Source organism: Pseudoxanthomonas sp. (genome assembly GCF_027498035.1).
Lineage (GTDB): Bacteria > Pseudomonadota > Gammaproteobacteria > Xanthomonadales > Xanthomonadaceae > Pseudoxanthomonas_A.
On the sequence record NZ_CP114978.1, the window covers coordinates 1935260 to 1959444 of the forward strand.

Consider the following 24185-nt stretch of genomic DNA (forward strand, 5'->3'; position numbering starts at 1 on the left):
ACGGGCAACAGATGGAGAACGTCATGTCACACCACAACACCGTTGCATTCATCACTGGCGCATCCAGCGGCATCGGCGCCGCCACTGCGCGCACCTTGGCCGCACAGGGCATCATCGTCGGACTGGCTGCGCGCCGCGCAGAACGCCTTGAAGCACTGGTTTCGCAGATCCAATCCGATGGCGGCCAAGCCATCGCGCTGCAGACCGATGTCACCGATCCGGCGTCTTGCCAACACGCGGCGCAAACACTGGTCAAAGCCCATGGCCGCATCGATGTGCTGGTCAACAATGCCGGGCTGATGCCGCTCTCGAACATCGATCAATTCAAGACCGATGAATGGAAGCGCATGATCGATGTCAACGTGATGGGCGTGCTCAACGCCTCGGCCGCCGTCCTGCCCCACATGATCCGCCAGCACTCCGGACATGTGTTCAATCTTTCCTCCATCGCGGGCCGGAAAGTCTTCGCCGGCCTGTCGGTGTACTGCGCCTCGAAATTCGCCGTCGCCGCCTTGTCCGAAGGCATGCGTCTGGAGCTGGCACCCAAGCACAACATCCGCGTCACCTGCATCCAGCCTGGCGCGGTGAAGTCCGAACTCTACGAGCAGATTTCCGACGCCAACTACCGCAAGCAAATGGATGATCTGGCAGCCAGCACGACCTATCTGGAAGGCGAAGACATCGCCAGCTCGATCCTCTTCGCCTTGAACGCCCCGGCACGCATGGATGTCTCGGAGATGTTCATCATGCCGACCGAGCAGGGCTGGTAACGGCGGCGACAAGACCTTCGCCGTCACCCTGGGCTGCAATCCGCACCACGCCGACCGCATGGTCTACGCCCGCGGCATCGACACCCGCACCGACAACGCCGTCGCCATCGGCCCGGGTTGCCGCACCTGCGAATGGAACGACTGCCTGCAACGCGCGTTCCCGGCGTTGCCGCAGTTGGGGGCGGTGGTGCGGTGACCGGGCGCGCTGTTCATGTAAGCCTACGGGCATCAATCAGATCACCATCGAAGAAGTGCACTCTGACCCCGATCTCCTGTTCAGTCCGTTTCCCGGCGCGCCTGGATCATCTTCCAGCCGTTCCCGGACGGATCGCGGAAGCCGGCATCCATGCTGCCGTAGCGCTCCACCGGCTCCTGCGTGAACTCCACGCCGAGCGCACGCATCCGCTCGTAGGCGGCGCGGCAGTCCTCCACGTCCAGCACTAGCGGCGGCATGGCGCCCTTGGCCACGATCTCGCGCAATGCCTGCGTGGTATCAGCATCGTGCACCGGCGGCCCAGGCACGAACAGCCCCAGCTGGAACGACAGCCGCTCCGGGTGTCGTACCGTCAGCCAACGGTAGTCGCCGTTGCGCACGTCGGCGTGGACGCGAAATCCCAGCTTGTCGACGTAGAACTGCAGCGCTTCGTCCTGGTCACGGACATACAGCCCGACCACTCCCACACCCTGGCTCATGTCGCCTCCCATCGTTTGGATGCTGGGATGCTAGCGCCCCAGCTCCCGCCGCCGCTTCTCCGAAACTGCGGTGATGAGGACCGGCCGGCCGGAAGCACTGGCGTAGCAGACCGGCACCCGGTCCAGCGTGTGCGGCGCGGCGCGTGCGCGATGCTCTCCCGGGCTTTCGCCGACGATGTCGCGGAAGGTGCGACCGAACGTGCCCAGGCTCTTCCAGCCGGCCTGGAACGCGATCTCGGTGATGGCAAGTTCCGTCTCGCGCAGCAGCGCCGTGGCCCGTTCGATCCGGCGCGTGAGCAGGTAGCGGTGCGGTGGTACGCCGAAGGCCTGTTTGAACGCGCGCGCGAAGTGCGCCTCGGACACGCCACTGACCTGCGCCAGCCGCCGGACCGGCCAGTCCTGGTGTGAGGCAGCGTCCATTCTGTCCCTCGCGCGCAGCAGGCGGCGCAACAGCCGTGGGTCCTGACCGGGCCGTGCGGATGGCCCTGCACTCGTGGGCGACCGACTGAGTGTTCTGCTCATAGCGCACCGTCTTGCATTGGGAACAGGGCCAGAGTGTAGTTTCTGAAGATTTTGCAATTAACTCTGCTGATGGACCTTGACCCGGCTTTTGATCTGGCAGGCCGTAAAGCGCGCCGAGCACCGCAGGCTGGTCGGGCCGAAGAGGTGCGGATGTCTGAGCGCAGCGAGTTCCCGCACCCTGCTGGGCAAGCGAGGCGTACAGCGCACCGATGCGCAGCATCGGCGCGTGTCCGGCGAGGACGGCTTTGGCTACTGTTCCCATGACAAAGGCAGCGCGCGCCCGAAGACGTGAAAGTTCTGCTGCCCTGAAAAACTCAACGCAACGCCCTTGGATCCCCGCTTTCGCGGGGATGACGAAATGCACGCAGCGTGTATCCCACGAAGAAAGCGCGCGTCTGGATGACCTGCCATCTGATGGATGAGGGCAAGTCCGGACTATCGAAGACGGCAGCATTCCTGATGCCGTGACGGCGGAATATTGCCGCGATGTAGCTGGGCTAAGCTTGCCGCCCGGCTTCGCCACGCTTCGCTGCACATGACCCACACTCTCCCGCGCCTGCTTGCCACCCTGCTCCTGTCGGCCATCGCCCTGCCCGCCTGGGCGGAAATCCCGATCTACAAGGTCAAGATCGTCAACACCTATCCGCACGACACCGCCGCGTTCACCGAGGGACTGTTCTATCTGGATGGGCATCTATACGAGAGCACCGGCGAGCAGGGCGAATCCTGGGTGCGCAAGGTCGAACTGACCACTGGGAAGGTGCTGCAGCAAGCCGATCTGCCTTCGCAGTATTTCGGCGAGGGCATCGTGGCTCACGACGGCAAGCTGATGCAGCTGACCTGGCGCAGCGGCGTGGGCGCGGTACGCGACCTGAAGACGTTCGAGATCACCGGCAGCTTCCGCTACTCCGGCGAGGGCTGGGCGCTGACTCGTGACGACCAGCACCTCTACATGAGCGATGGCACGCCGACCATCCGCGTGCTCGATCCGGTCAGCCTGATGCAGATGGACAGCATCAACGTCACCTCAGACGGCAAGCCGCTCCAGCGCATCAACGAGCTGGAATGGATCAAGGGCGAGCTGTGGGCCAACGTATGGATGACCGACCGCATCGCGCGGATCGACCCCAAGACCGGCAAGGTCATCGGCTGGGTCGACCTGAAAGGCATGTTCGATTACCACGCGCTGCCCAACCCCACCGACGACGTGCCCAACGGCATCGCCTACGACGCCGAACACGACCGCATCTTCGTCACCGGCAAGCGCTGGCCGAAGCTGTTCGAGATCAAGCTGACTGGGCCGCACTGATCGCTTTGCAGAACCGGGGTCAGAGTGCAATTTTTGACTGAGGAAATTGCACTCTGACCCCGGTTCCCCTGACCCCGGTTCCCGACGGATACAGATCCGACGCGATCTCACCAGAAACCGCTTTCATCAAGACCGCTTCGATGCTTTCAACGGAAACCGCCAACACCGGCGTTCCGTTGAGTGGGAATGCGCGTAAAACGGCGATTGTCCGCACCACGTCAACTCTGGTCTGATCGCGTGCCCCGGCAGGTCACGCACCTGCCACGCGCGCGTCGCAACACACTGCTGATCGCGCCGCTTCCCTCTTCTACGCAAAGTCCTGAATCCATGAGCGCACAACCGAAACCCGATACCGCCACCGACAACCGCCAGGCCGCCTTGGACTATCACCGCTGGCCGCAGCCGGGCAAGCTGGAAGTGGCGCCGACCAAGTCGGTCGGCACCCAGCAGGACCTGGCGCTGGCCTACTCGCCCGGCGTGGGCTATGCGTGCGAGGCCATCGTCGCCGACCCGGCGCAGGCGCACTTCATGACCAGCCGCGGCAACCTGGTCGGCGTGGTCACCAACGGCACCGCGGTGCTGGGCCTGGGCAACATCGGCCCGCTGGCCGGCAAGCCGGTGATGGAAGGCAAGAGCATCCTGTTCAAGCGCTTCGCCGGCGTGGATGCATTCGATATCGAACTGGACGCAAACGACCCAGAGAAATTGATCGAGATCGTCGCGGCGATGGAGCCGACCTTCGGCGGCATCAACCTGGAAGACATCAAGGCGCCGGAGTGCTTCGTCATCGAACGCACGTTGGCTGGCCGCATGAACATCCCGGTCTTCCACGACGACCAGCACGGCACTGCGATCGTCGTGGGCGCGGCGGTGACCAACGCGCTGCAGCTGGTCGGCAAGCGCATCGAGGACATCCGCCTGGTCGTGTGCGGCATGGGCGCGGCGGGCGTGGCCTGCGTGGACATGCTGGTGTCGCTGGGCCTGCAGCGCGCCAACATCCTGGCCGTGGACCGCAGCGGTGTGATCCACAGTGGCCGCGACAATCTGGACGTGAGCAAGGCGGCTTATGCACGCGACACCGACGCACGCACGCTGGCCGACGCCCTGCACGGCGCGGACCTGTTCCTGGGCCTGTCCGGCCCGGGCACGCTGACCGCGCAGATGCTGGCGACCATGGCCGCTGATCCCATCGTGCTGGCGCTGGCCAATCCGTATCCGGAAATCCTGCCGGCCGAGGCGCGCGCCGTGCGCAGCGACGTGATCGTCGGCACCGGCCGCTCGGACTTCCCCAACCAGATCAACAACGTGCTGTGCTTCCCCTACCTGTTCCGTGGTGCGCTGGACTGTGGCGCTTCGCGGATCGACACCGGCATGAAGGTCGCCTGCGTGCACGCACTGGCACAGTTGGCCCTGACCCAGACCGATGCGCAGGGCAACGCGCTGTTCGGCCGCGAACGACTGATCCCGCACCCGCTGGACCCGCGCCTGCTGGTGGAACTGCCGGCCGCGGTGGTCCAGGCCGCGATGGCCAGCGGCCTGGCAACGCGTCCGATCACCGACATCGACGGCTATCGCGTCCGCCTGGCGCAGCTGGCCAGGGACTTGAAGGCCCGCTGGGATGCACCGCAGGCCTGACCGCGCGGCCATTCCCAGAGACGAAAAGGGCGCCACAGGGCGCCCTTTTCGTACTGCACCGATCACGCCCTGCATCAGAAGCGGAACGTCACCCCAAGCGTCAGCCCGCGGCCGTAGCGGTAGTAGCTGTTGAGCAGCAGCGGGTTGCCGTTGATGCTGGTGGTCTGCGCGTCGTTCAACAGGTTCTGGCCTTCCAGCGAGACGGTGAACATGTCGTTGATGTTGTAGGTGATGTGCGCGGTCAACCAGGTGATCGGATCGGCCTCTTCGTTGTAGCCGGCACCCAGCACGTTGACGGCGGTGACGTAGCCATCGGTATGGTCGGCTGTCACGCCCAGGTCCCAGGGGCCCTTCTCGTACATCAGGCTCAGCGAATACACCGACGGGGCGATGCCTTCCAGCGGGCGCTTTTCGTTGCCCACCCAGCTCTCGGACCAGTTGCGTGTGTACTGCGCGCGGAAGCCCAGGCCGTTGTCCCAGAAGTGCTGCAGGCCGGCCTCGATGCCGTGGACCTTGGCGTAGTCGCCATTGATCGGGCGCATGACGTTGAACAGGGTCGGGCCGGTGGTGACTGCGTTGCCATCGGCATCCACGATCGGACCGACGCCGATGTCCTGGCCGGTTTCCCAGCTGGTGGTGATCTGGTTCTCGATGCGCTTGTAGAACACCGCCAGGTTGGCGATGGAGTGCTCGGTGAAATACCACTCCAGCGAGGCATCGCCCTGCTTGGCGGTGTACGGCTTCAGGTCGACGTTGCCGCTGTAGACCTTGGTGAACTCGCCCCAGGACACGCTCTCGGTGGTGCTGGTCGGCGCCAGCTGTTCCACCGACGGACGCGCCATGGTCTTGGCCGCGCCCAGGCGCAGCTGCAGGTTGTCGGACAGGTGCCACACGAAGTTGGCCGACGGCAGCACATAGGTGTAGTCGGCCTTCTGGCTGATCGCGGTGGGATCGGCGTAGGTCGCGGTGTAGTTGAACGCGCCGTTCTCGGTGATGCTGGTGATCTGCGCGTCCCAGGCCTGCGAGGTGGTGTCGGTCTTGACCACGCGCACACCGATGTTGCCGTCCCAGCGCTCACCGGACATGTCGGCCTGCACGTAGAACGCAGTGGTCTTTTCGGTGACACGGTAGCTCTGCAGCGGGTTCCACTCCGGTGCGGCGAAGCTGTAGTCATAGGCCGTGCCGTCGGGTCGCGTGCCGTTGTAGGCGGCCAGCGCAGCCTCGTAGGCCGGCACGTTGAACGCCAGCAGGCTGCGCGGGAAGCTGGAGTTCACCCCGCTCATGAAATTGGCCAGCGAATACACCGAGATCAGGTTGCCACCCAGGTCGCCCACGTTGATCGCGTTGTCGCCGGAGTAATAGTCGGCGCCGCCGCTGAGCGTGTTGTTGATCAGGTCGCGCGACTTGCGGCGGTCGGTCAGGTTGACGCCGAACTTCAGATGATCGACATGGCCGGCACCGATGAATAGATCGCCGCTGAGCGTGCCACCGTTGATCTTGTCATCAATGTTGTCGCCAGCCAGTTCGTTGTAGTGCGTATTGAAATCGCTGGCACCGAACTCGCCATTGGCCAGGCCCGTGGCCAGGTCGCGGCCGTCGTCCAGCGTGGTGGTCACGTTGGGAATGCCCGCACTGCTCAGGTCGATACGCGTGGTGTTGGGCTGGTTCATGCGCAGGACCACGTAGCTGTCCTGGCCGCCGGAATGACGCTTGGACGTGGAGCGATACACGTCGCCGGTCACGGTGAAATCGTCGGTGACCTTCCACTCGGCGTTGGCGCCGTACAGCGCGGTGTCGACCACGCGGTATTCGGTCTGGTTGAGCAGCTCCGGGTTCAGGCGCAGCTCGGGATCGGGATTGTCCAGGGTCAGGCCGGTGACGATGCCGTTCTGCACGGTGACATTCGACCAACGACCCGGCGAGAACAGCGGGTAGTACGAGAGCTGGTAGCCGACCTGCGGCGAATCGAGCTTGGTCTTCAGGCCATCGACGACCAGCTTGAAGGAATCATTGGGCCGCCACTCGAACTTGCCGGAAAACGCAGTGCGCTTTTTGTCTTCCAGGATCGAGCCGACCCGGAACTGGCCTGGCGCGATCAAGCCGTACTCGTCCGGGTCCAGTTCGCCATTGTTGTTGAGATCGATGTTGCCACCCCAGGCATTGCCGCCCCAGCTCGGATCGGACGGATCGGGGTTGCGGGTCCAGCCGCCGTCGTTGCCGGCGGTGTCGGTGCGGTCCTTGCGGCGCGCCGAGACCACGCCCAGGATCACGCCCATCGTGTCGTCGGCGAAGGTGTTGCTGTACACGCCGGAGAACTTGCGCCCATTGAGGTCGGACATCGTGTTGCGGTCACCTTCGACGCGCACCACGCCGTGCTGGCCTGGCTGATCGAACGGGCTGGCCGAGCGCAGGTTGACCAGGCCGCCGATGCCGCCTTCCAGGTTCGCCGCCTCGGCGCCCTTGATCACATCGGCGCCGCTGATCACATCCGCCGGCAACACGTCGTAGGCGAAGTCGCGTCCGGCGCCGTCGGTGGCCAGGATGCGGCCGTTGAACGTGGAGAGCGTGTACTCCGGGCCCAGGCCGCGCACGCTGACCTTCTGGCCTTCACCGCCGGCGGTACGGCTGATCGACACGCCGGTGATGTGGCTGAGCGAGTCGGCCACGTTGTTGTCCGGGAACTTGCCCAGCTCCAGGGCGGTGATCGAATCCTGCACCGTGGATGCATCGCGCTTGATGTCGTTGGAACGGCTCAGGCTGGCGCGGACGCCTTTGACCTGGATGCTTTCCAGGTCGATGGGTGTCTGGCCCTGGGCCTGGCCGGCATCGGCCGTGGAGGGATCAGCAGCGCCAGGTGTGGCGTCGGGTGGAGCAACCTGGGACCAGGCCGTGGCCGGCATCAACAGGGCAAGGGCAATTCCATGGCACAGACAGTGGCGATGCAGACGGACGGCGTTCACGGCGGTCTCCTGGAGCTAGGAAGGCGGTAGTGGGGGCCTGGGTGGGTTAAACAACGAAACCGAGCCTATATGAGGTTTCGTTTTGTATCAATAGCGAAATTTAACGAAATGTTCGTATACTTCTGACCGTTTGCCCAGGAGCCCCCATGTCCGCCACCCGCGACACCAGCCAGCGCCGCCTGCAGATCAGCGAACTCGTCCGCCAGCACGGCAGCGTGCAGGTGACGGCACTGGCGCGCCAGTTCGGCGTGAGCATGCAGACCGTGCGCAAGGACCTGCGCTACCTGTCCGAGCGCGGCGTCATGGCGCGCGCCTATGGCGGCGCGATCGACAGCAACGTGGTCGGCAACGGCCAGGCCGAGCCCCATTACGAAGCCAAGCGGACCTCGCACCTGGAAGAAAAGCGCCGCATCGGCGCGCGGGCGGCAGCCATGATCAAGCCCGGCGACACGGTGGCCATCGATTCGGGCACCACCTCGATCCAGCTGGCCGAAGCGCTGCCGGACATCGAGGTGACCGTGGTGACCAACGACTTCGGCGTGCTCACTGCACTGACGCCCAAGTCCAACATCAACATCGTCATGCTCGGCGGCGAACTGCGCCGCAAGAACATGGCCTTCTATGGCGGCCTGACGGTAGAAGCGCTAGACGACCTGCACGTGGACCTGCTGTTCCTGGGCGTAGACGGCTTCGACCTGGAGCGCGGCATCACCACGCACTACGAACCCGAAGCGATGCTCAACCGCAAGATGGTCGAGGCCGCGCGCTCGGTCGTGGCCATCACCGACAGTTCCAAGTTCGGCAAGGTCTGCCTGCACCGGATCATCCCCGTCTCCGACCTGAGCACGCTGATCACCGACACCGGCGCACCCGATGATGTCGTCCAGGCCTGCCAGGCGCTGGGCGTGGAGTTGATGCGCGCCTGATTGATCCTGCGGGCACCGATTCGTCGACGATTGGGCCGCCTCATGCGGTCGCCGCCACAGCGTCTCCTGTAGAGCCGAGCTTGTGGCAATCCCATCCTGGGGACTCGGCTGCCTTCCGGCCAGATCAGGAAAGCCCCAGCGGAGCAAGCTCCGCGCTACAGGGCTGCCGACTGGTCCTTCAGGCCGAATTCGCGCACCGCATTGCGGTAGTAGATCTTGTCGATCACTTCACGCGGCAATGCCAGGCCGGGCACGTCGGCTTTCAGCATCTCGATGCGCTGCGATTGGCCCGTGGCCAGGTAGCGCCAGTCCGATGACCAGTACGCATGCGCCTCGGCCTTGAACACCACCGGATCGGCATCCGGCGCCTGGGTCAGGTCGGTGCCGTACATCAACCGGTCCTGGTAGCGGATGAAAAAGTCGCGCACCTTCTCGCGGTTGCGGATCGACTGGTACTGCACCTGGCTCATGCGCGCAGCCAGGTCGACCGTGGCATTCGGGTAGCGATCCAGGAACGCGGCCAGCACGTCCACGTCGTATTCCAGGCTGGCCATGTGCGCGCCGACGAACTTGAGCTGCGGATGGGCAGCGACGAAGCGGTCGCGCGCAGCCATCAGGTCTTCATGCGACGGCATCTCCGGATGCAGGTACATGTAGTAGTCGGGATGCTTGGAGAAGTATTCGCGGTCGTTGTCGGTGGTCATCTTGTCCAGCGGCAGCCAGCAGTTGTACGGCTCGGCCTGGTGCGCGATCAGCGGCACACCGAGTGACTGGATGTGGTCGGCCACCGGCGACAGACCCGGATCGTCGAGCTTGATCAGTTGGCCTTTCGCGTCCTTCTCGACCATGCCGATGTTCTTCCACACCTTGACCGCACTGGCGCCTTCGGCCACTTCGTCGTCCAGGCGCTTGTTGGTACGAGCCAGCCAGTCCGGCGTACCGAAGCCTTTCATGGAGAAGGTCGCCGCCCAGTGGAAGCGCTGCGGATCGTCCTTGGCCAGCTGCAGCGCCGCCACATGCTGCAGTTCGATGCCGGGGAAATCCGGGTAATCGACATTGATCGACAGCAGCTCGAAATTGTCTGCGCGCGCCTGCTGCAGGAACATCGGATCGGCACCATTGGCGTGCACATGCGCGTCGAACTTGCGCACCTTGGCGAAGTCGGCCAGCGAATACGGCGCATCGCTGGCGACCGGCTTGGGCGCCGCTGCCGCTGCTGGTGCCGCGCCACCCACCTGAGGCGCCGGAGGCGAACAGGCCGCCAGAGCGAGAAACCCCATCGACGCACACATCGCCAGCATTCGCGGAACCAGATTCATCGCATCTCTCAGTGATAAAACGAAACTTAAAGAAACCATATCGCAACAAAACGCTTGCATCAACCGTCCCGCCTGACGCAGAATCCGGCCAACTCAACCGGATTGCCCTCATGCCACCGATTGGACGTCGTACCGCCCTGAAACTCGTGGCCGGCAGCATGGCCGGTGGCATGGCGTGGGCCACCCTGCCCTGGGCACAGGCTGCAGCCAAGCGCGGGAACGTGACCGTCCAGGATGCACGCCTGACGATCAGCTTCGACCGTCGCCTGCATAGCGCCCTTGCTTCAGGGGGCACGGTGCTGACACCGTACCAGCCCAGCGAAAGCCTGTTGCTGGCCAACGGTGCGATGGAAGATTTCGCCCTGACCGGGCAACACGAACTGGCCGTGGACGATGCCCGGCATGGCCCCGGCCACCAGCTGATCGTCACCGGGCGCTCCGAGCGCGGCATCGAAAAGCAGGTCGCCGTGACCTTCTTCGATGCGTTGCCCGGCATGGCCGTGCTGCAGACCCGCTACCTCAACCAGGGCCAGGCGCCACTGGACGTGGCCGGCTGGCGCAACGCCGCGCATGAACTGGGCGACGCGCCGGGCGGCTTCTGGAGTTTTTCCGGCGCCACCCACACCGACCGTCGCGACTGGGTCCAGCCGCTGACGGCCAACTTCGACCAGCGCAACACCTTGTCGATGGATTCCTCCGATTACGGCGGCGGCACGCCGGTGGCCAACCTGTGGCGCCGCGACATCGGCCTGGCCGTGGGTCATGTCGAGCCCGTCCCGCGCCTGATCGACCTGCCCGTCAGCAAGACGCCGAAGGGCGCCAGCCTGGCGGTCGAATCGTTGCAACCCAGCGTGCTGGCGCCGGGCCAGAGCCTGGTCACCGAGCGCACCCTGCTGGCCGTGCATACCGGCGATCACTTCGCGCCACTGCAGCAGTACCGGCAGTTCATGCAGGACGAAGGCATCGCCGGGCCGCAGGCGCCTGCTTCGGCGTTCGCGCCGATCTGGTGCGCCTGGGGCTACGGGCGCGACTTCAACGTCGAGCAGATCCTGGCGACGCTGCCCAAGGCCAGGGACCTGGGCTTCGAATGGGCCGTGCTGGATGACGGCTGGCAGACCAATGAAGGCGACTGGAAGATCGACACGCGCAAGTTCCCGCGCGGCGATGCCGACATGCGTGCGTTCACTGCCGAAGTCCGCAAGCACGGCATGCGTCCGCGCTTGTGGCTGGCGCCGCTGGCAGCCGACCCGGGCAGCGACGTGCTGCACGACCACGTGGACATGCTGCTGCTGGACAAGGACGGCGCCTTCCAGACCGTGACCTGGTGGAACGCGCTGACCCAATGCCCGGCCTACCAGCCAACCATCGATTTCTACGTCGCGCTGGTGAAGAAGGCGATCGGCGACTGGGGCTTCGAGGGCATCAAGCTCGATGGCCAGCATCTCAATGCGGTGGCGCCCTGCTACAACCCGGCGCACAAACACGCGCACCCGACCGACTCGGTCGAAGGCCTGGCCACGTTCTGGAAGGCGATCCATGCCGCCGCGCGCGAAGCCAATCCCGAGGCCGTGGTGGAACTGTGTCCATGTGGCACCGCGTTCGCCTTCCACAACCTGCCGGCGACCGACCAATTCCCGGCGTCCGATCCGCTCTCGTCCTGGCAGGTGCGCAGCAAGGGCAAGAGCGTCAAAGCACTCATGGGCCACACCAGCAGCTATGCCGGTGACCATGTGGAGCTGTCCGATGGCGGCGATGACTTCGCCTCCAGCGTCGGCATTGGCGCGGTGATCTCGTCCAAGTTCACCTGGCCCAGGGATACCGAGCACCCGTCCGAACCCCTTCCGCCCGGCGGCTTCGTGCTCAACCCCGAGCGCGAGGCGCTGTGGCGCAAATGGGTCGGCCTGTACAAGCAGCACATGCTGCCGCAGGGCGAGTACCTGGGCACGCTGTACGACATCGGCTTCGACAGGCCCGAAGCGCACGCCATCCGCAAGGATGCTGCGATGTACTACGCCTTCTACGCAACGCAGTGGAGTGGCGCGGTGCAGCTGCGCGGCCTGGGTGCCGGCCGTTACCAGGTGCGTGATCTGTTCAATGAGGTGGACCTGGGCCAGGTCGATGCGCAGGCCAATACCTTGAAGGTCGACTTCAAGCGCTTCGTGCTGCTGCAGGCCACGCCGCTCGGAGCCGACGCATGAGCACGCCCGCAATCAGCAGCGCGGTGACGCCGCGCCGCCGCCCGTGGCTCGCCTTCGCCCTGGCCACGGTCGCGCTATGGGGCGTGTGGGGCGCGCTGTCGAGCCTGTCGGCCGAACACGGCTTCCCCGACACGCTGGTCTACTGCGTGTGGGCACTGACCATGATCCCGCCGGCGCTGTACATCCTATGGCGCAGCGGCTGGTCGCTGGAACGCTCGCCGCGCGCGGTCGGCTACGGACTGACCATCGGCCTGCTCGGCGCGGGCGGCCAGATGCTGCTGTTCCACACGCTGACCATCGGGCCGGCGTACTTCGTGTTCCCGATCATCTCGCTCTCGCCGGTGGTGACCATCGCGCTGTCGTTCGTGTTCCTGCGCGAACGCACCGGCTGGCTGGGCACGCTGGGCATCGTGCTGGCGCTGGTCGCATTGCCGCTGCTGGACCTGTCGTTCGGTCGCGGCGCGGGCCAGGGCCTGGGCTGGTTCCTGCAGTCACTGCTGATCATGCTGGCCTGGGGCGTGCAGGCCTACTTCATGCGCCTGGCCAACAGTACGGTGCGCGCCGAAAGCCTCTTCTTCTACATGACGGTCGGCGCCCTGCTGCTGGCACCAGTGGCGTTGGCGATGACCGACTTCAGCCAGCCGATCAACACCGGCATCGACGGCCCGTGGATGACCGCGGCAATCCAGCTGCTCAACGCCATCGGTGCGCTGACCCTGGTCTACGCCTTCCGCTACGGCAAGGCGATCGTGGTGGCGCCGCTGACCAATGCCGGCGCGCCGCTGGTGACCGCAGTGCTGTCGCTGGTCTTCGCCAGCGTGGTGCCCGGCCCGCTGAAGATGGCCGGCCTTGCGCTGGCGCTGGTCGCCTCGCTGCTGCTGGTGCTCGAACCCGAGCGCGATCCCGACGCCCCCCTTTCCTGACTGGATGTTTCCCCCATGCAAGTGCTGCTTGACCTCATCGCGCGCCACAAACGGGGCGACGCCACCGGCGTGACCTCGGTCTGCTCGGCGCATCCCATCGTCATCGAAGCCAGCCTGCGCCATGCGCTGCGCAAGCAGCAGGCATTGGTGCTGTTCGAAGCCACCTGCAACCAGGTGAACCAGGACGGTGGCTATACCGGGATGACGCCGATGGACTTCGTCGCGTTCGTGCACGGCATCGCCGAGCGCGTCGACTTTCCGCGCGACCGCATCGCACTGGGCGGCGATCATCTCGGCCCCAATCCGTGGACCTCGCTGGACGCCGCCACTGCGATGGACAAGGCCGAAGTGATGGTGGCCGCCTACGTGGCCGCGGGTTTCCGCAAGATCCACCTGGACTGTTCGATGGCCTGCGCCGGCGATCCCGAACCGCTGCCCGAAGCGGAGATCGTGCGCCGCGCGGTGCGCCTGTGCAGCGCCGCCGAAGCCGCCTACGCGGCATCCTCCGGCGAAGCACCGGTGTATGTCATCGGCACCGAAGTGCCTGTCCCCGGCGGCGCCACCGAATCCATCGAAGGCCTGGCGTTGACCACGCCGGAGGCCGCGTTGGCAACCATCGAAGCGCACCGCGTCGCCTTCATCGAAGCCGGGCTCGAGCCCGCCTGGCAGCGGGTGATCGCATCGGTCGTGCAGCCCGGCGTCGAGTTCGACCACCACGCGGTAATCGACTACGACCCGGCCAAGGCCGTGGCCCTGAGCCAGGCCATCGAAGCCGTGCCCGGCATGGTGTTCGAAGCACACTCCACCGATTACCAGACCCGCGACGCACTGGCTGCACTCGTCCGCGACCACTTCGCCATCCTCAAGGTCGGGCCCGGCCTGACCTTCGCCCTGCGCGAGGCGCTGTGGGCGCTGGATGCCATCGAATCGGAATGGATCGAAGCCCCGCATCGCGCCGGCCTGCGCGATGTCGTGATCGAACGCATGCTCGCCCAACCCGGCCACTGGCAGCGCTATTACCACAGCCAGGGCCACGCGCTGGCAGTGGACATGCATTACAGCCTCAGCGACCGCATGCGCTATTACTGGCCCGATCCGGCCATCGAAACCGCGCGGCTACAGCTGTTCGACAACCTGCGCCGCAATCCACCGCCGATCTCACTGATCAGCCAGTTCCTGCCGCATGCCTTGCACGCACTGCGCAGCGGAAGTGCCACCCGCGATCCGCTGTCCCTGGCCATGGCCCATATCAGCGCCGAACTCGACGACTACCACCATGCATGCCACCCCCATGACCAACACTGAGCACCTGGGCATCACCGAGGCCGAGCTAATCGCCTCCGGCGCGATCTGGACCGCGCGCGAGATCGAACAGCAACCGCGCATGCTGAAACAGACCCACGAGCTGGTGGCTGCGCTGCATACCCGGCTCCAGGCCTTCGCCGGCCCGATCACGGGTAATCCTGCGGCACGCGTGATCCTCACCGGCGCCGGGACTTCAGCCTACATCGGCCAGTGCCTGGCACCGCTGCTGGACCGCAAGCTGGCCGCACGCGTGGATGCCGTGCCGACGACCGACATCGTCTGCGCGCCGCAGCTGTACCTGGACCCGGAGCAGCCGCTGCTGCTGGTGTCCTTCGGCCGCTCGGGCAATAGTCCGGAAAGCCTGGCTGCCGTGGAGCTGGCCGAGTCGCTGGTGCGCGAGGTGCGCCACCTGGTGATCACCTGCAATGCCGGGGGCGCGCTCAACAAGGTGCCGGTCGCCCATGCGCAGACCCTGCTGCTGCCGGAAGAAACCCACGACACCAGCTTCGCGATGACCTCGTCCTTCAGCTGCATGATGTATGCGGCGCTGGCGGCGCTGCTGCCGGCCGCTGCGATGGACACGCGCATCGGCGGCATCGTCCGTGCCACCGAGCGCGTGATCCACGAGACGCTGCCCGTGCTGCAGGCACTGGCCGAAGGCCGCCATGACCGCGTGGTCTACCTGGGCAGCGGCCTGCTGCAGGGCCTGGCGCGCGAAGCCACGCTCAAGCTTGGCGAACTGACCAACGGCGCGGTCGTCACCTGCTTCGATTCGCCCTTGGGTTTCCGCCACGGCCCCAAGACCTTCGTCACCGACCGAACGCTGGTGGTGGTGTTCGTCTCCAACGACGTCCTGACCCGTCGCTACGACCAGGACCTGCTGGACGAACTGCGCCGCGACGGCTGCGCTGCACGCGTGATCGAAGTCACCACCCAGCCACGCAGTGACGCGATCAATGACAGCATCGTGGTGCCCGGCATGGCCGGTGCCGACGACGTGGACCTGCTGTGGCCGTACATCGCCGTGGCCCAGCTTTATGCCTTCCTGACCTCGCGCGTGATGGGCGTGACGCCCGACAATCCGAATCCGGCCGGCATCGTCAATCGCGTCGTCCAGGGCGTGCGCCTCTACGCGTTGCCCGCATGAGTCAGGCGCTCTTCCTTGGCGTCGATGGTGGCGGCACCAAGACCCGCTTCGCCCTGGTCGATGGCGTCGGCACGCTGCTGGCCGAGGCCCAGTTGGGCACCACCTACCACCCGCAGGTGGGCCTGGACGGCGTGCGCCGCATCCTGGGCGAAGGCGTCGGCGATGTGCTGGCGCAGGTGCAGCGCAACACCGGCGATATCGTGCAGGCGTTCTTCGGCCTGCCAGCCTATGGCGAGGACAGCCGCGCCACCGCCACGCTGCAGGCGATCCCGGCGCAGGTGCTGGGCCACGACCGTTATGCCTGCGACAACGACATGGTGTGCGGCTGGGCCGGTTCGCTGGCCTGCGCGGACGGCATCAACATCATCGCCGGCACCGGCTCGATGGGCTACGGACGACGCGGCGTGGCCGCGGCCCGGGCCGGCGGCTGGGGCGAGGCATTTTCCGATGAAGGCTCGGCCTACTGGATCGCGATCCAGGGCCTGAGTGCCTTTTCGCGGATGAGCGATGGGCGCCTGCCGCGCGGCCCGCTGCATGCGCTGCTACGCGCGCATTTCAACCTGGACGACGACCTGGACATCTGCGCACACGTCTATGGCGAAGGCGTCGGCACGCGCGGCGACCTGGCCCGCCTGTCGGTGCAGGTCGCGCAGGCCGCGCGCGAAGGCGACGCGGTGGCCATCGCGATCTTCGAACGCGCAGGAGAGGAACTGGCCACCATCGCCGATGCCCTGCGGATCGCCCTGGGATTCGAAACTGGCGAGACCGTGCCGCTGTCGTATTCCGGTGGCGCGTTCAGCGCCGGCGAACTGCTGATGCAGCCGTTCCAGACGGCACTGGCCGCCACCCATGGCGGCTTCGAATTGCGCACGCCGCTGCACGCGCCGCACTACGGCGCCGCGCTGTACGCCTTGCGCCTGGCCGGGACGCGCGTTGAGATTCCCGACTCGCCCGATTACCTGTAGAGCCGAGCTTGCTCGGCTGGGGCATTACCGGGGAGAGCCCCAGCCGAGCAAGCTCGGCTCTACAAGGGCCCATCGCCCTTCGTATCCACGTCCGCCGCACAGGACACCCACGATGACACGATGGCTGCTGGCACTCCTGCTCTCCACCACGACGGCCATGGCCAGCGGCTCCGAGCGACACGACGCGCTCCAGCCCAGCGGCCGCTTCAGCGTTTACGGCCATGGCGCGGCCGCCACGCCGCCGATGGGCTTCAACCCCTGGAATGCCTTCCGCACCGAAGTGGACCAGGCGCGGATCGAAGCGGTGGTCGATGCGATCCAGCAGCGCGGCCTGCAGGCCGCCGGCTATCGCTACATCAACATCGACGACGGCTGGTGGCTCCGGCGCAAGGCAGACGGGCAGATCGAGATCCGCACCTCGATGTTCCCCATCGCCAAGACAGGTGATGGCGGCACCAGCTTCCGCGCCTGGACCGATGCACTGCACGCGCGCGGCTTCAAGGCCGGCCTGTATACCGATATCGGACGCAATGCGTGTTCGCAGGCGTTCGACCGGCACAGTCCCAACCTGCCCGTGGGCAGCGTGGCCGAACGCGAGATCGGGTTGCAGGGCTTCGAAGCCTCCGACCTGGAAGTGATGTTCCAGGACTGGGGCTTCGACTACCTGAAAGTGGACGCCTGCGGCCTGGCCGACTTCGGCGCCGGCAGCGAACCGGTCGTCGAAAGCGGCCATCGCGCCCTGCGCCCGCTGATCGTGCGCGACGATGTCGTGCGCACCGACCGCGACGCGGTGGAAACCCAGTACGCGCGCGTGGGCCGGCTGCTGGCCGACCTGAATCCCGACAACGACTACGTGCTGTCGATCTGTCCCTGGGGCCAGGCCGACGTGCGCCGCTGGGGCGGCGAGCACGGCAACCTGTGGCGTACCAGCCCGGACATCGAGCCGACCTGGGACAGCATGCTGCACAACTTCGATTCGGCTTCGCGGCGCGAGCTGTATGCCGGCCCCGGACGCTGGAACGATCCGGACATGCTGGCGGTGGGCCTGGGTGATTTCGATGCGAAACACCTGGCCCAGGCGCGTACGCATTTCTCGCTGTGGGCGATCCTGTCGGCGCCGCTGCTGTTGGGTTTCGACGTGCGCCACGCGCCGCAGCCCCTTGTCGAACTGCTGACCAATCCGGAAGTCATCGCGGTCGACCAGGACCCGGCCGGCAACCAGGCGAACCTGGTGGTGGATACCGATGGCATCCAGGTGCTGGTCAAGCCACTGGCGACGCGTGGCGAACGCGCCGTGGTGCTGTTCAACCGCGGCAACAGCAAAGCTGTTGCACAGGTCGACGCCGCGCAGTTGAAACTGCAACCGGACAGCTTGCTACACGCCCGCGACCTGTGGCGCCGCCAGGATCTCCCTGCACGCACTGGCCCGCTGCGCTTCGCTTTGGCACCGCGCGAAACGGTGATGCTCAAGGTCAGCGGTACGCCCGTCGTCTCGTCCGGCCAGCTGTTGAGCGAGATGACCGGGCGGATCCACGTCGCCGCAGATGGCCTGCCGGGCTACAGCCTCGATCTGGCCGCAGCGGCAGGCACGCCGCGCGCGGACTTCACCCCCGACGGACAACCGCTGCGCATCGCTGGCACGCCGTATCGCTACGGCATCGGCATCCATGCCGATTCACGGCTGGAAGTGCGTACCGACGGCGGGTTCTCGCGCTTCATCGCATCGGTGGGCCTGCAGGACGGAGAACCGGCACACGCCGGAAAAGTGATCTTCCGCGTCTACGGCGATGCAAGGCTGCTGTACGAAAGCGCGCCGCGCGCGGCCGGTGAGGCACCGCTGCCGATTGATCTGCCGATATCCGGCGTCGGCGTGCTTGAACTGGTCGCGGTCACTGGCGCCCGGGCGGGCACGCTTCCACCCGTGGTCGCCTGGGCCGATGCCCGCCTGCGCTGAGGGAGGCCTGAGTCACGCTCGTCATTGCCGCGGAAGCGGGAATCCATGGACTTTGATTTCGATGGGTTAACGTCCATGGGTCCCCGCTTTCGCGGGGATGACGAGCAAGAATCGAGCTGTCCGGCGTTCCCCCTGGCCACCTCGTGACGAGCGACGAATGCGTCCACCCAGCCACAAGTTCGGCGTTACGGAATCAAGGCCCGCCGGCCAAGCCCACTCTACTCAAAACCCGAAGCGCCCGAACCCGCCATCGACCGCGAGGCATTCGCCGGTGATGTAACTGGCCGCCGGCAGGCACAGGAAGGCAATCGCGCCGGCCACGTCTTCCGCCTCTCCGATGCGTTGCAACGGGGTGCGGGCCAGGACCTGTTCGTAGTGATCGGTATCGGCCAGCGCGGCCGCGGTGCGTGCGGTGCGGATCGCCCAGGGCGCCACCGCGTTGACCCGGATGCCGTCTTCGGCCCACTCCGCCGCCAGGCTACGGGTGAGCTGGTGCAGCGCGGCCTTGGCCATGCCGTCGACCGTGGCGCCACGCACCGATGACAGCCCGCTGACCGCACCGACGTTGACGATGCTGCTGGTCGGATGTTTCGCCAGCAGCGGCTGCGCGTAGCGGCATAGTTCGAAGGCGGAAAACAGGCTGGTTTCGAACACCGCACGCCAGCCGTCCTCGTCGATCTCCATCGCTTCGCCGCGCTGGGTCGCACCGACCGCGTTGACCAGGATGTGCAAGCCCTCGCCCTGGTCTTCCACCCAGTCCAGCAGCGCGCGGCGTTCGTCATCGTCGGACACGTCGGCGGCGAAGCCTTCGATCATCCGTTCGGGAAACTGGTCGGTGAGTTCGTCGCGCGCCGCTTCCAGCGCGTCGGCATCGCGCGCCACCATCAGCACGTCGCAGCCCAGCGACAGCAGTTCGCCTGCAGTGGCCAGGCCGATGCCGGCACTCGCGCCGGTGATCAAGGCGAGCTGTCCATCCAGGCGCCAGCGGGGTGTGGTCATCGTCATTCTCCGGTTGCGTTAACGCACCAGCGCCATGCCGACCGACGCCGGTGCGGTCAGCGCGAAGCCGTATTGCGCATACAGGCGATGCGCCTGGCCATCGGCGATCAGGCTGACGTAGGCACTGGGCGGCACATGGTCGCGCAGGTAGTCGCTGATCGCCGCCATGATCCGTTTGCCGAGTCCCTGCCCCTGGTGCGCCGACAGCACCGCGATATCGACCACCTGATAGAAGCAGCCGCCATCGCCGATCACGCGTCCCATGCCGACCGGTTCGCCATCGCACAACACCTGCACGGCGAAACAGGAGTTGGGCAGGCCGGCGGATGCGGCCGCTTCGGTCTTGGGGCTCAGTCCAGACGCCGCACGCAGGTGGCGGTAGGTCTGGACCGAAGGAATGGCGTTGGAGAGTTGATAGGCAGGCATGACGTGGAAGCGTAATGGGTCAGCGCGGGATGTTGTAGCGCGCGACACACGCCCGTAGAGTGGAGCTTGTGGCAATCCCCTTTTTTTGGGACTCCGCTGCATTTCGTCCAGGTCAAGGGGGAGAGCCCCTGCAGAGTCCCCAAGATGGGATTGCCACAAGCTCCGCTCTACAAGGGGCGGCACCGGCGTAGCATGGCAACGACATTCCATCGAAGGATCCGCCATGCGTCCATCCACGCTCCGCTTGACCCTGGCGATGTGTCTTGCCGCATGCGTCGGCCGCCGCCTGCAACCCACCGTCTGCGCCGCAGCCGGAGAAGCCGCCGGCGCCGCAGGCCACCGCGATGTCGCAGGCCATCCACGCGCCGCTGGACAAGGCCAAGGCCGTCGAAGGCCAGGTACAGGCCGCCAAGGACGCACAGGACAAGCAGATCGAAGCCGACACGCAGTGATGTCGCCTCACACCTGATTCGCCGTACTACTGATGTTGGTTCCAGCAGGCGCTACAAAGAAAAAGGCGGGCCAATGGCCCGCCTTTTTCGTCCCGGCGATGTCCTGAAACTCAGAGCCCGCAGAAGCAATACGCCAGTTCGGTCACCGGCTTGACGCCCGGCTTGCGCTCCAGCGCGGCCTGCACGAACTTCAGCTGCTGCGCGGTCTGCGGCATGGCCTTGAGCATCGCTGCCTGGGCGAAGTCCGAGCGACCCAGCAGCGCCTGGCCCATCGGGCTGCCGGCGGCGTTGGCCAGGAACTGCTCGAACGGCGACAGCGTCTTCTCCACGTAACGCACGCGGTACTTGCCGGCTTCGCCCAGCTTGGCGCGGGCAGCGGCATCGGCGATGGCGTCCTTCAAGCCGCCCAACTGGTCGACCAGGCCACGGTCCATGGCCTGCTGGCCGGTCCACACGCGACCACGCGCAATCTCATCGACCTGCTCGACGGTCTTGTGGCGGGCCGCGGCGACCCGGCCGGTGAAGTCGGCATAACCCTTGTTGATCACCGACTGGATCACGTTGCCCAGTTCCGGGTCCAGCGGCTTGGTCGGATCGAACGCACCGGCGATCCGGGTAGTGCCCACGCCGTCGGTATGCACGCCGATCTTGTCCAGCGCGCGCGCGAAATTGGGGATCAGGCCGAAGATGCCGATCGAACCGCTGATGGTCGAGGCATCGGCATAGATGCGGTCGGCATTCATGCTGATCCAGTAACCGCCGGACGCGGCCAGGTCGCCCATCGACACCACCACCGGCTTGCCCGCGGCCTGCAGGGCGACGACTTCGCGCCGGATCTGTTCGGAAGCGAACACTTCGCCACCGGGCGAATTCACGCGCAGAACGACGGCCTTGACCTTCTTGTCGTCGCGCGCTTCGCGCAGCAGTTCGGAGGTGCTAACGCCGCCGATCTTGCCGGCCGGCTGGTCGCCACCGGCGATCTCGCCCGCAGCCACGACCACCGCGACCTGGTCGCGCTCATCCAGCGGCGAAGCGCGCGAGGCCAGCTGGGCCAGGTAGGCATCGAAGTTGATGTGGCGGAAGCCCAGGTTGTCGTCGTCATCCTCGTCGGCGACGCCGCGCTTGGCCAGTTCCTTGTTCACTTCCTCGGCGGTCTTCAGGCCATCGACCAGCTTCTGCTGCAACGCCAGCTTGGCCAGGTCGCCACCGGCGGCAACCACGTCGACCGGCAGGTTGTCGATGGACGCACCCAGCGCCGATGGGGCCAGCTTGCGGGCCTTGCCCACGTCGGCCAGGTAGCGGTTCCAGACGTCGTTCATCCAGTACAGGTCGGCTTCCTTGGATGCCGGCGAGGCCGCATCCAGGATGTAGGGCTCGGCGGCGGACTTGAACTCGCCCACGCGGAACAGGTGCACGTCCACGCCCAGCTTGTCCTGCAGGCCTTCGCGGTAGTACTGGCGGTAGCGGCCCAGGCCTTCGATCACCACGCTGCCCATCGGGTCCAGGTAGACCTCGTTGGCCTGCGCGGCCAGCAGGTACTGGCCCTGGCTCATGTTCTCGCTGAAGGCCACGATCTGCTTGCCGGAGGCGCGCAGGTCGGCCAGTGCGCCGGCCACTTCACGCAACGAGGCGTAGCCACTGGCCTGCAGCTTGTCGAAATCGACCAGCACGCGGTTGATCTTCTTGTCGTCCTTGGCCGCTTCGATCACACGCAGCAGGTCGCGCAACTGCACTTCGCCGCCATCCTGGCCGAACGCCTTGGACAGCGCGCGGCTGGCCGGATCGGAGCTGTACTGCTCCACCAGTGCCGCATCCGGCGCGATCACCAAGGTGGTGTTGTCCACCAGCGGCTTGGGACCGGCGCTGCCCTTGGCCAGGCCGATGATCACCAGCACTGCAATCAGGAACAGCAGGCCGAAAAAGGCCAGGTTGAAGATCAGGCGGCGGGTGAAATTCATCACGTCCCACAGGCCGATGAAGAATCGGCTGACAGGGTCGCGGCGGACGGGCTGGTTCATGGGCGGCGAGCGCTCGTTACGGGAACTGGCCGCCAGCTTATCCGCTGTCCATCGAAACCGGCATGCCCCACACGTCATGACCTGCGTTCCGCAGCTTCCTGTAGAGCCGAGCTTGCTCGGCTGCTTTTCGTCCAGGTCAAGACGAAAGCTCCAGCGGAGCAAGCTCCGCTCTACACGGCTGCCTTCCGGCCAGATCCCGGGAAAGCCCCAGCGGAGTCCCCAAGATGGGATTGCCACAAGCTCCGCGTTACAGGAGCGCCCCGGCCAGCTTGCGGCTGCTGCGGCGCAGGCGCAGCCCCATCAGGATGGAAGCGGTGGTCAGGCCCACGGTCAGGCCGATCCACATCCCGCGCGGGCCGTAGCCCAGGCCCAGTCCCAGCCCGGCGCCCAGCGGCATGCCGATGCCCCAGTAGGAAATCGCCGCCAGCACCATCGGCACGCGGGTGTCCTTCAAGCCGCGCAGCGCACCGGCCGACATCACCTGGATGCCGTCGGGGAACTGGAACACCGCCGCCAGCACCAGCAGGCTGCCGGCCAGCCCGGCCACGGCCAGGTCGTTGGTGTAGATGCCGACGATCTGGTTGTGGAACAGGCTCAGCACCAGCGCCGAGCACAGCTGCGTGCCCAGCACGATGGCGTAGCCGGCGCGTACCGCGCGCAGCACGCCTGGCCCGTCGCGGCGGCCCAGCGCATGGCCCACGCGCACGGTGGTGGCTTCAGCCAGGCCCATCGGCACCATGAAGCAGATCGCCGAGAGGTTGATCGCGATCTGGTGCGCGGCGGCCGGCACCGCGCCCAGGCGGGCGATCAGCAGCGCGGTGGTGATGAACAGGCCGCCCTCCATCAGCACCGTCACCCCGATCGGCAGGCCCGTGCGCAGCAGCGGCACGATCTGCGACCAGCGCGGCGGCTCCAGGTGCGAGAACAGCGCCAGCGGCGCGAAGCGCTTCGAGCGCGCCAGGTAGGTGCCGAACAGCAGTGCCTGCACCCACATCATCACCGCCGAGGCGATGCCCAGCCCGCCCGCACCCAGTTCCGGCAGCCCCCACGCGCCGAATGCCAACGCATAACCCAACGGCGCCAGCAGGAACAGCCCGCCAAAGCCCAGGACCATGGTCGGGATCGTCCAATGCATGCCCTCGCTCAGGTTGCGCATGCACAGGAACAGCGCCATCGCCGGCAGGCCCCAGCGGATGCCGTGCAGGAAATCGCGCGCCCCCGGCACGATCTCCGCTGCGATCCCCATCGGCGCCAACGCGTACGGCGCCAGGCTCAGGAAGGTGAACATCACCAGGCCCAGCCCCGCCGCCAGCCACAGCGCCTGCCGGAACAGCGGGCCGATGCGGTCGTGCTCGCCGGCGCCGTCGTGGTGCGACACCGCCGCCGCCAGCGCCACCAGCGTGCCGATCGGCACCATCAGCGGCAGCCACATCAAGGCCGTGCCGGTAGTGACCGCGGCCAGCGTGGCGGTGCCGTGGTGGCCGGCGATGATGTTGTCGACAAAGCCAACCAGGCCGGCCGAGACATGGCCGATGACCAGCGGCAGCGCCAGGCGCCCGGTGGTGCGCACTTCCTGCGCAAGGCCCGGCGCGGGCGAGAGAGAGGAGGACATGGAAAACCAGACACATCGGCTGCGACCGCGCGCGGGATGGGCGCTGGCATCG

At 66.3% G+C, this 24185-nt stretch carries 19 protein-coding genes and 1 pseudogene; 12 read left to right on the forward strand and 8 right to left on the reverse strand.

All coding sequences use genetic code 11. The features are described 5' to 3' along the window. Window positions 1-23: 23 nt before the first annotated feature. Together O8I58_RS08350 and O8I58_RS08355 are read left to right on the forward strand one after the other, a co-directional pair. Window positions 24-770 carry an SDR family oxidoreductase gene (locus O8I58_RS08350; RefSeq protein WP_298322240.1) on the forward strand — a complete coding sequence of 249 codons (747 nt, stop codon included), beginning with the start codon at window positions 24-26 and terminating at the stop codon, window positions 768-770. Next, complete coding sequence (locus O8I58_RS08355) at window positions 727-966, forward strand: short-chain fatty acyl-CoA regulator family protein (protein WP_298322242.1); 240 nt, start codon at window positions 727-729, stop codon at window positions 964-966. Before O8I58_RS08350 ends, O8I58_RS08355 begins: the two co-directional genes overlap by 44 nt. 80 nt (window positions 967-1046) lie before the next feature. Here the strand turns inward: O8I58_RS08355 and O8I58_RS08360 are convergent, their stop codons facing one another. Together O8I58_RS08360 and O8I58_RS08365 are read right to left on the reverse strand one after the other, a co-directional pair. Beyond that, window positions 1047-1463: a VOC family protein gene (locus O8I58_RS08360; protein ID WP_298322243.1), complete on the reverse strand. Its 417-nt coding sequence runs from the start codon at window positions 1461-1463 to the stop codon at window positions 1047-1049. 30 nt (window positions 1464-1493) lie between these two features. Beyond that, on the reverse strand, window positions 1494-1883 hold the full coding sequence (locus O8I58_RS08365; RefSeq protein ID WP_298322857.1) for a helix-turn-helix transcriptional regulator: 390 nt from the start codon (window positions 1881-1883) through the stop codon (window positions 1494-1496). Window positions 1884-2520: 637 nt separating this feature from the next. On the opposite strand from O8I58_RS08365, the gene O8I58_RS08370 reads away from it, so the two are divergent. Together O8I58_RS08370 and O8I58_RS08375 are read left to right on the forward strand one after the other, a co-directional pair. Then, window positions 2521-3294: a glutaminyl-peptide cyclotransferase gene (locus tag O8I58_RS08370; protein ID WP_298322245.1), complete on the forward strand. Its 774-nt coding sequence runs from the start codon at window positions 2521-2523 to the stop codon at window positions 3292-3294. Between the two features lie 327 nt (window positions 3295-3621). Continuing rightward, a pseudogene (locus O8I58_RS08375) lies at window positions 3622-4884 on the forward strand (malic enzyme-like NAD(P)-binding protein); the annotation flags it as partial. A gap of 119 nt (window positions 4885-5003) precedes the next feature. Here the strand turns inward: O8I58_RS08375 and O8I58_RS08380 are convergent. Then, window positions 5004-7889 carry a TonB-dependent receptor gene (locus O8I58_RS08380; protein WP_298322247.1) on the reverse strand — a complete coding sequence of 962 codons (2886 nt, stop codon included), beginning with the start codon at window positions 7887-7889 and terminating at the stop codon, window positions 5004-5006. A 146-nt stretch (window positions 7890-8035) separates the two neighbouring features. On the opposite strand from O8I58_RS08380, the gene agaR reads away from it, so the two are divergent. Then, on the forward strand, window positions 8036-8815 hold the full coding sequence (gene agaR, locus O8I58_RS08385; RefSeq protein ID WP_298322249.1) for a transcriptional repressor AgaR: 780 nt from the start codon (window positions 8036-8038) through the stop codon (window positions 8813-8815). Window positions 8816-8970: 155 nt separating this feature from the next. Here the strand turns inward: agaR and O8I58_RS08390 are convergent, their stop codons facing one another. Continuing rightward, window positions 8971-10134 (reverse strand): amidohydrolase family protein, encoded by a 1164-nt coding sequence (locus tag O8I58_RS08390; protein WP_298322252.1) that lies wholly within the window; start codon window positions 10132-10134, stop codon window positions 8971-8973. A 110-nt stretch (window positions 10135-10244) separates the two neighbouring features. On the opposite strand from O8I58_RS08390, the gene O8I58_RS08395 reads away from it, so the two are divergent. The 6 genes from O8I58_RS08395 (at window position 10245) to O8I58_RS08420 (ending at window position 18626) form a co-directional block, all read left to right on the forward strand. Further along, entirely contained in the window at window positions 10245-12332 is a 2088-nt protein-coding gene (locus O8I58_RS08395) for a glycoside hydrolase family 36 protein (RefSeq protein ID WP_298322253.1), read from the forward strand. After that, a complete protein-coding gene (locus O8I58_RS08400; RefSeq protein ID WP_298322255.1) occupies window positions 12329-13255 on the forward strand; it encodes a DMT family transporter in 927 nt (308 codons plus the stop codon). The genes O8I58_RS08395 and O8I58_RS08400 overlap by 4 nt, the downstream gene beginning before the upstream one ends. A 15-nt stretch (window positions 13256-13270) precedes the next feature. Further along, window positions 13271-14560, forward strand: coding sequence for a D-tagatose-bisphosphate aldolase, class II, non-catalytic subunit (locus O8I58_RS08405; protein ID WP_298322257.1), 1290 nt, complete (start codon window positions 13271-13273; stop codon window positions 14558-14560). Continuing rightward, complete coding sequence (locus tag O8I58_RS08410; RefSeq protein ID WP_298322259.1) at window positions 14547-15707, forward strand: SIS domain-containing protein; 1161 nt, start codon at window positions 14547-14549, stop codon at window positions 15705-15707. Before O8I58_RS08405 ends, O8I58_RS08410 begins: the two co-directional genes overlap by 14 nt. Next, window positions 15704-16672 (forward strand): N-acetylglucosamine kinase, encoded by a 969-nt coding sequence (locus tag O8I58_RS08415; RefSeq protein WP_298322261.1) that lies wholly within the window; start codon window positions 15704-15706, stop codon window positions 16670-16672. The genes O8I58_RS08410 and O8I58_RS08415 overlap by 4 nt, the downstream gene beginning before the upstream one ends. Before the next feature lie 112 nt (window positions 16673-16784). After that, window positions 16785-18626: an NPCBM/NEW2 domain-containing protein gene (locus O8I58_RS08420; RefSeq protein ID WP_298322263.1), complete on the forward strand. Its 1842-nt coding sequence runs from the start codon at window positions 16785-16787 to the stop codon at window positions 18624-18626. A gap of 222 nt (window positions 18627-18848) precedes the next feature. On the opposite strand, the gene O8I58_RS08425 is transcribed toward O8I58_RS08420, so the two are convergent. After that, complete coding sequence (locus O8I58_RS08425; protein ID WP_298322265.1) at window positions 18849-19625, reverse strand: SDR family oxidoreductase; 777 nt, start codon at window positions 19623-19625, stop codon at window positions 18849-18851. Between the two features lie 18 nt (window positions 19626-19643). Continuing rightward, window positions 19644-20051, reverse strand: coding sequence for a GNAT family N-acetyltransferase (locus O8I58_RS08430; RefSeq protein WP_298322267.1), 408 nt, complete (start codon window positions 20049-20051; stop codon window positions 19644-19646). 263 nt (window positions 20052-20314) lie between these two features. On the opposite strand from O8I58_RS08430, the gene O8I58_RS08435 reads away from it, so the two are divergent. After that, the gene (locus O8I58_RS08435) at window positions 20315-20503 is read left to right on the forward strand and encodes a hypothetical protein (RefSeq protein ID WP_298322269.1); all 189 of its coding nucleotides are present in this window, start codon (window positions 20315-20317) and stop codon (window positions 20501-20503) included. Window positions 20504-20613: 110 nt separating this feature from the next. Here O8I58_RS08435 and sppA read toward each other — a convergent pair whose 3' ends face one another. Both sppA and O8I58_RS08445 read right to left on the reverse strand, forming a co-directional pair. After that, window positions 20614-22521 (reverse strand): signal peptide peptidase SppA, encoded by a 1908-nt coding sequence (sppA, locus tag O8I58_RS08440; protein WP_298322271.1) that lies wholly within the window; start codon window positions 22519-22521, stop codon window positions 20614-20616. Window positions 22522-22768: 247 nt separating this feature from the next. After that, window positions 22769-24133, reverse strand: a complete 1365-nt coding sequence (locus O8I58_RS08445) for an MATE family efflux transporter (RefSeq protein ID WP_298322272.1) — start codon at window positions 24131-24133, stop codon at window positions 22769-22771. Window positions 24134-24185: the final 52 nt, after the last annotated feature.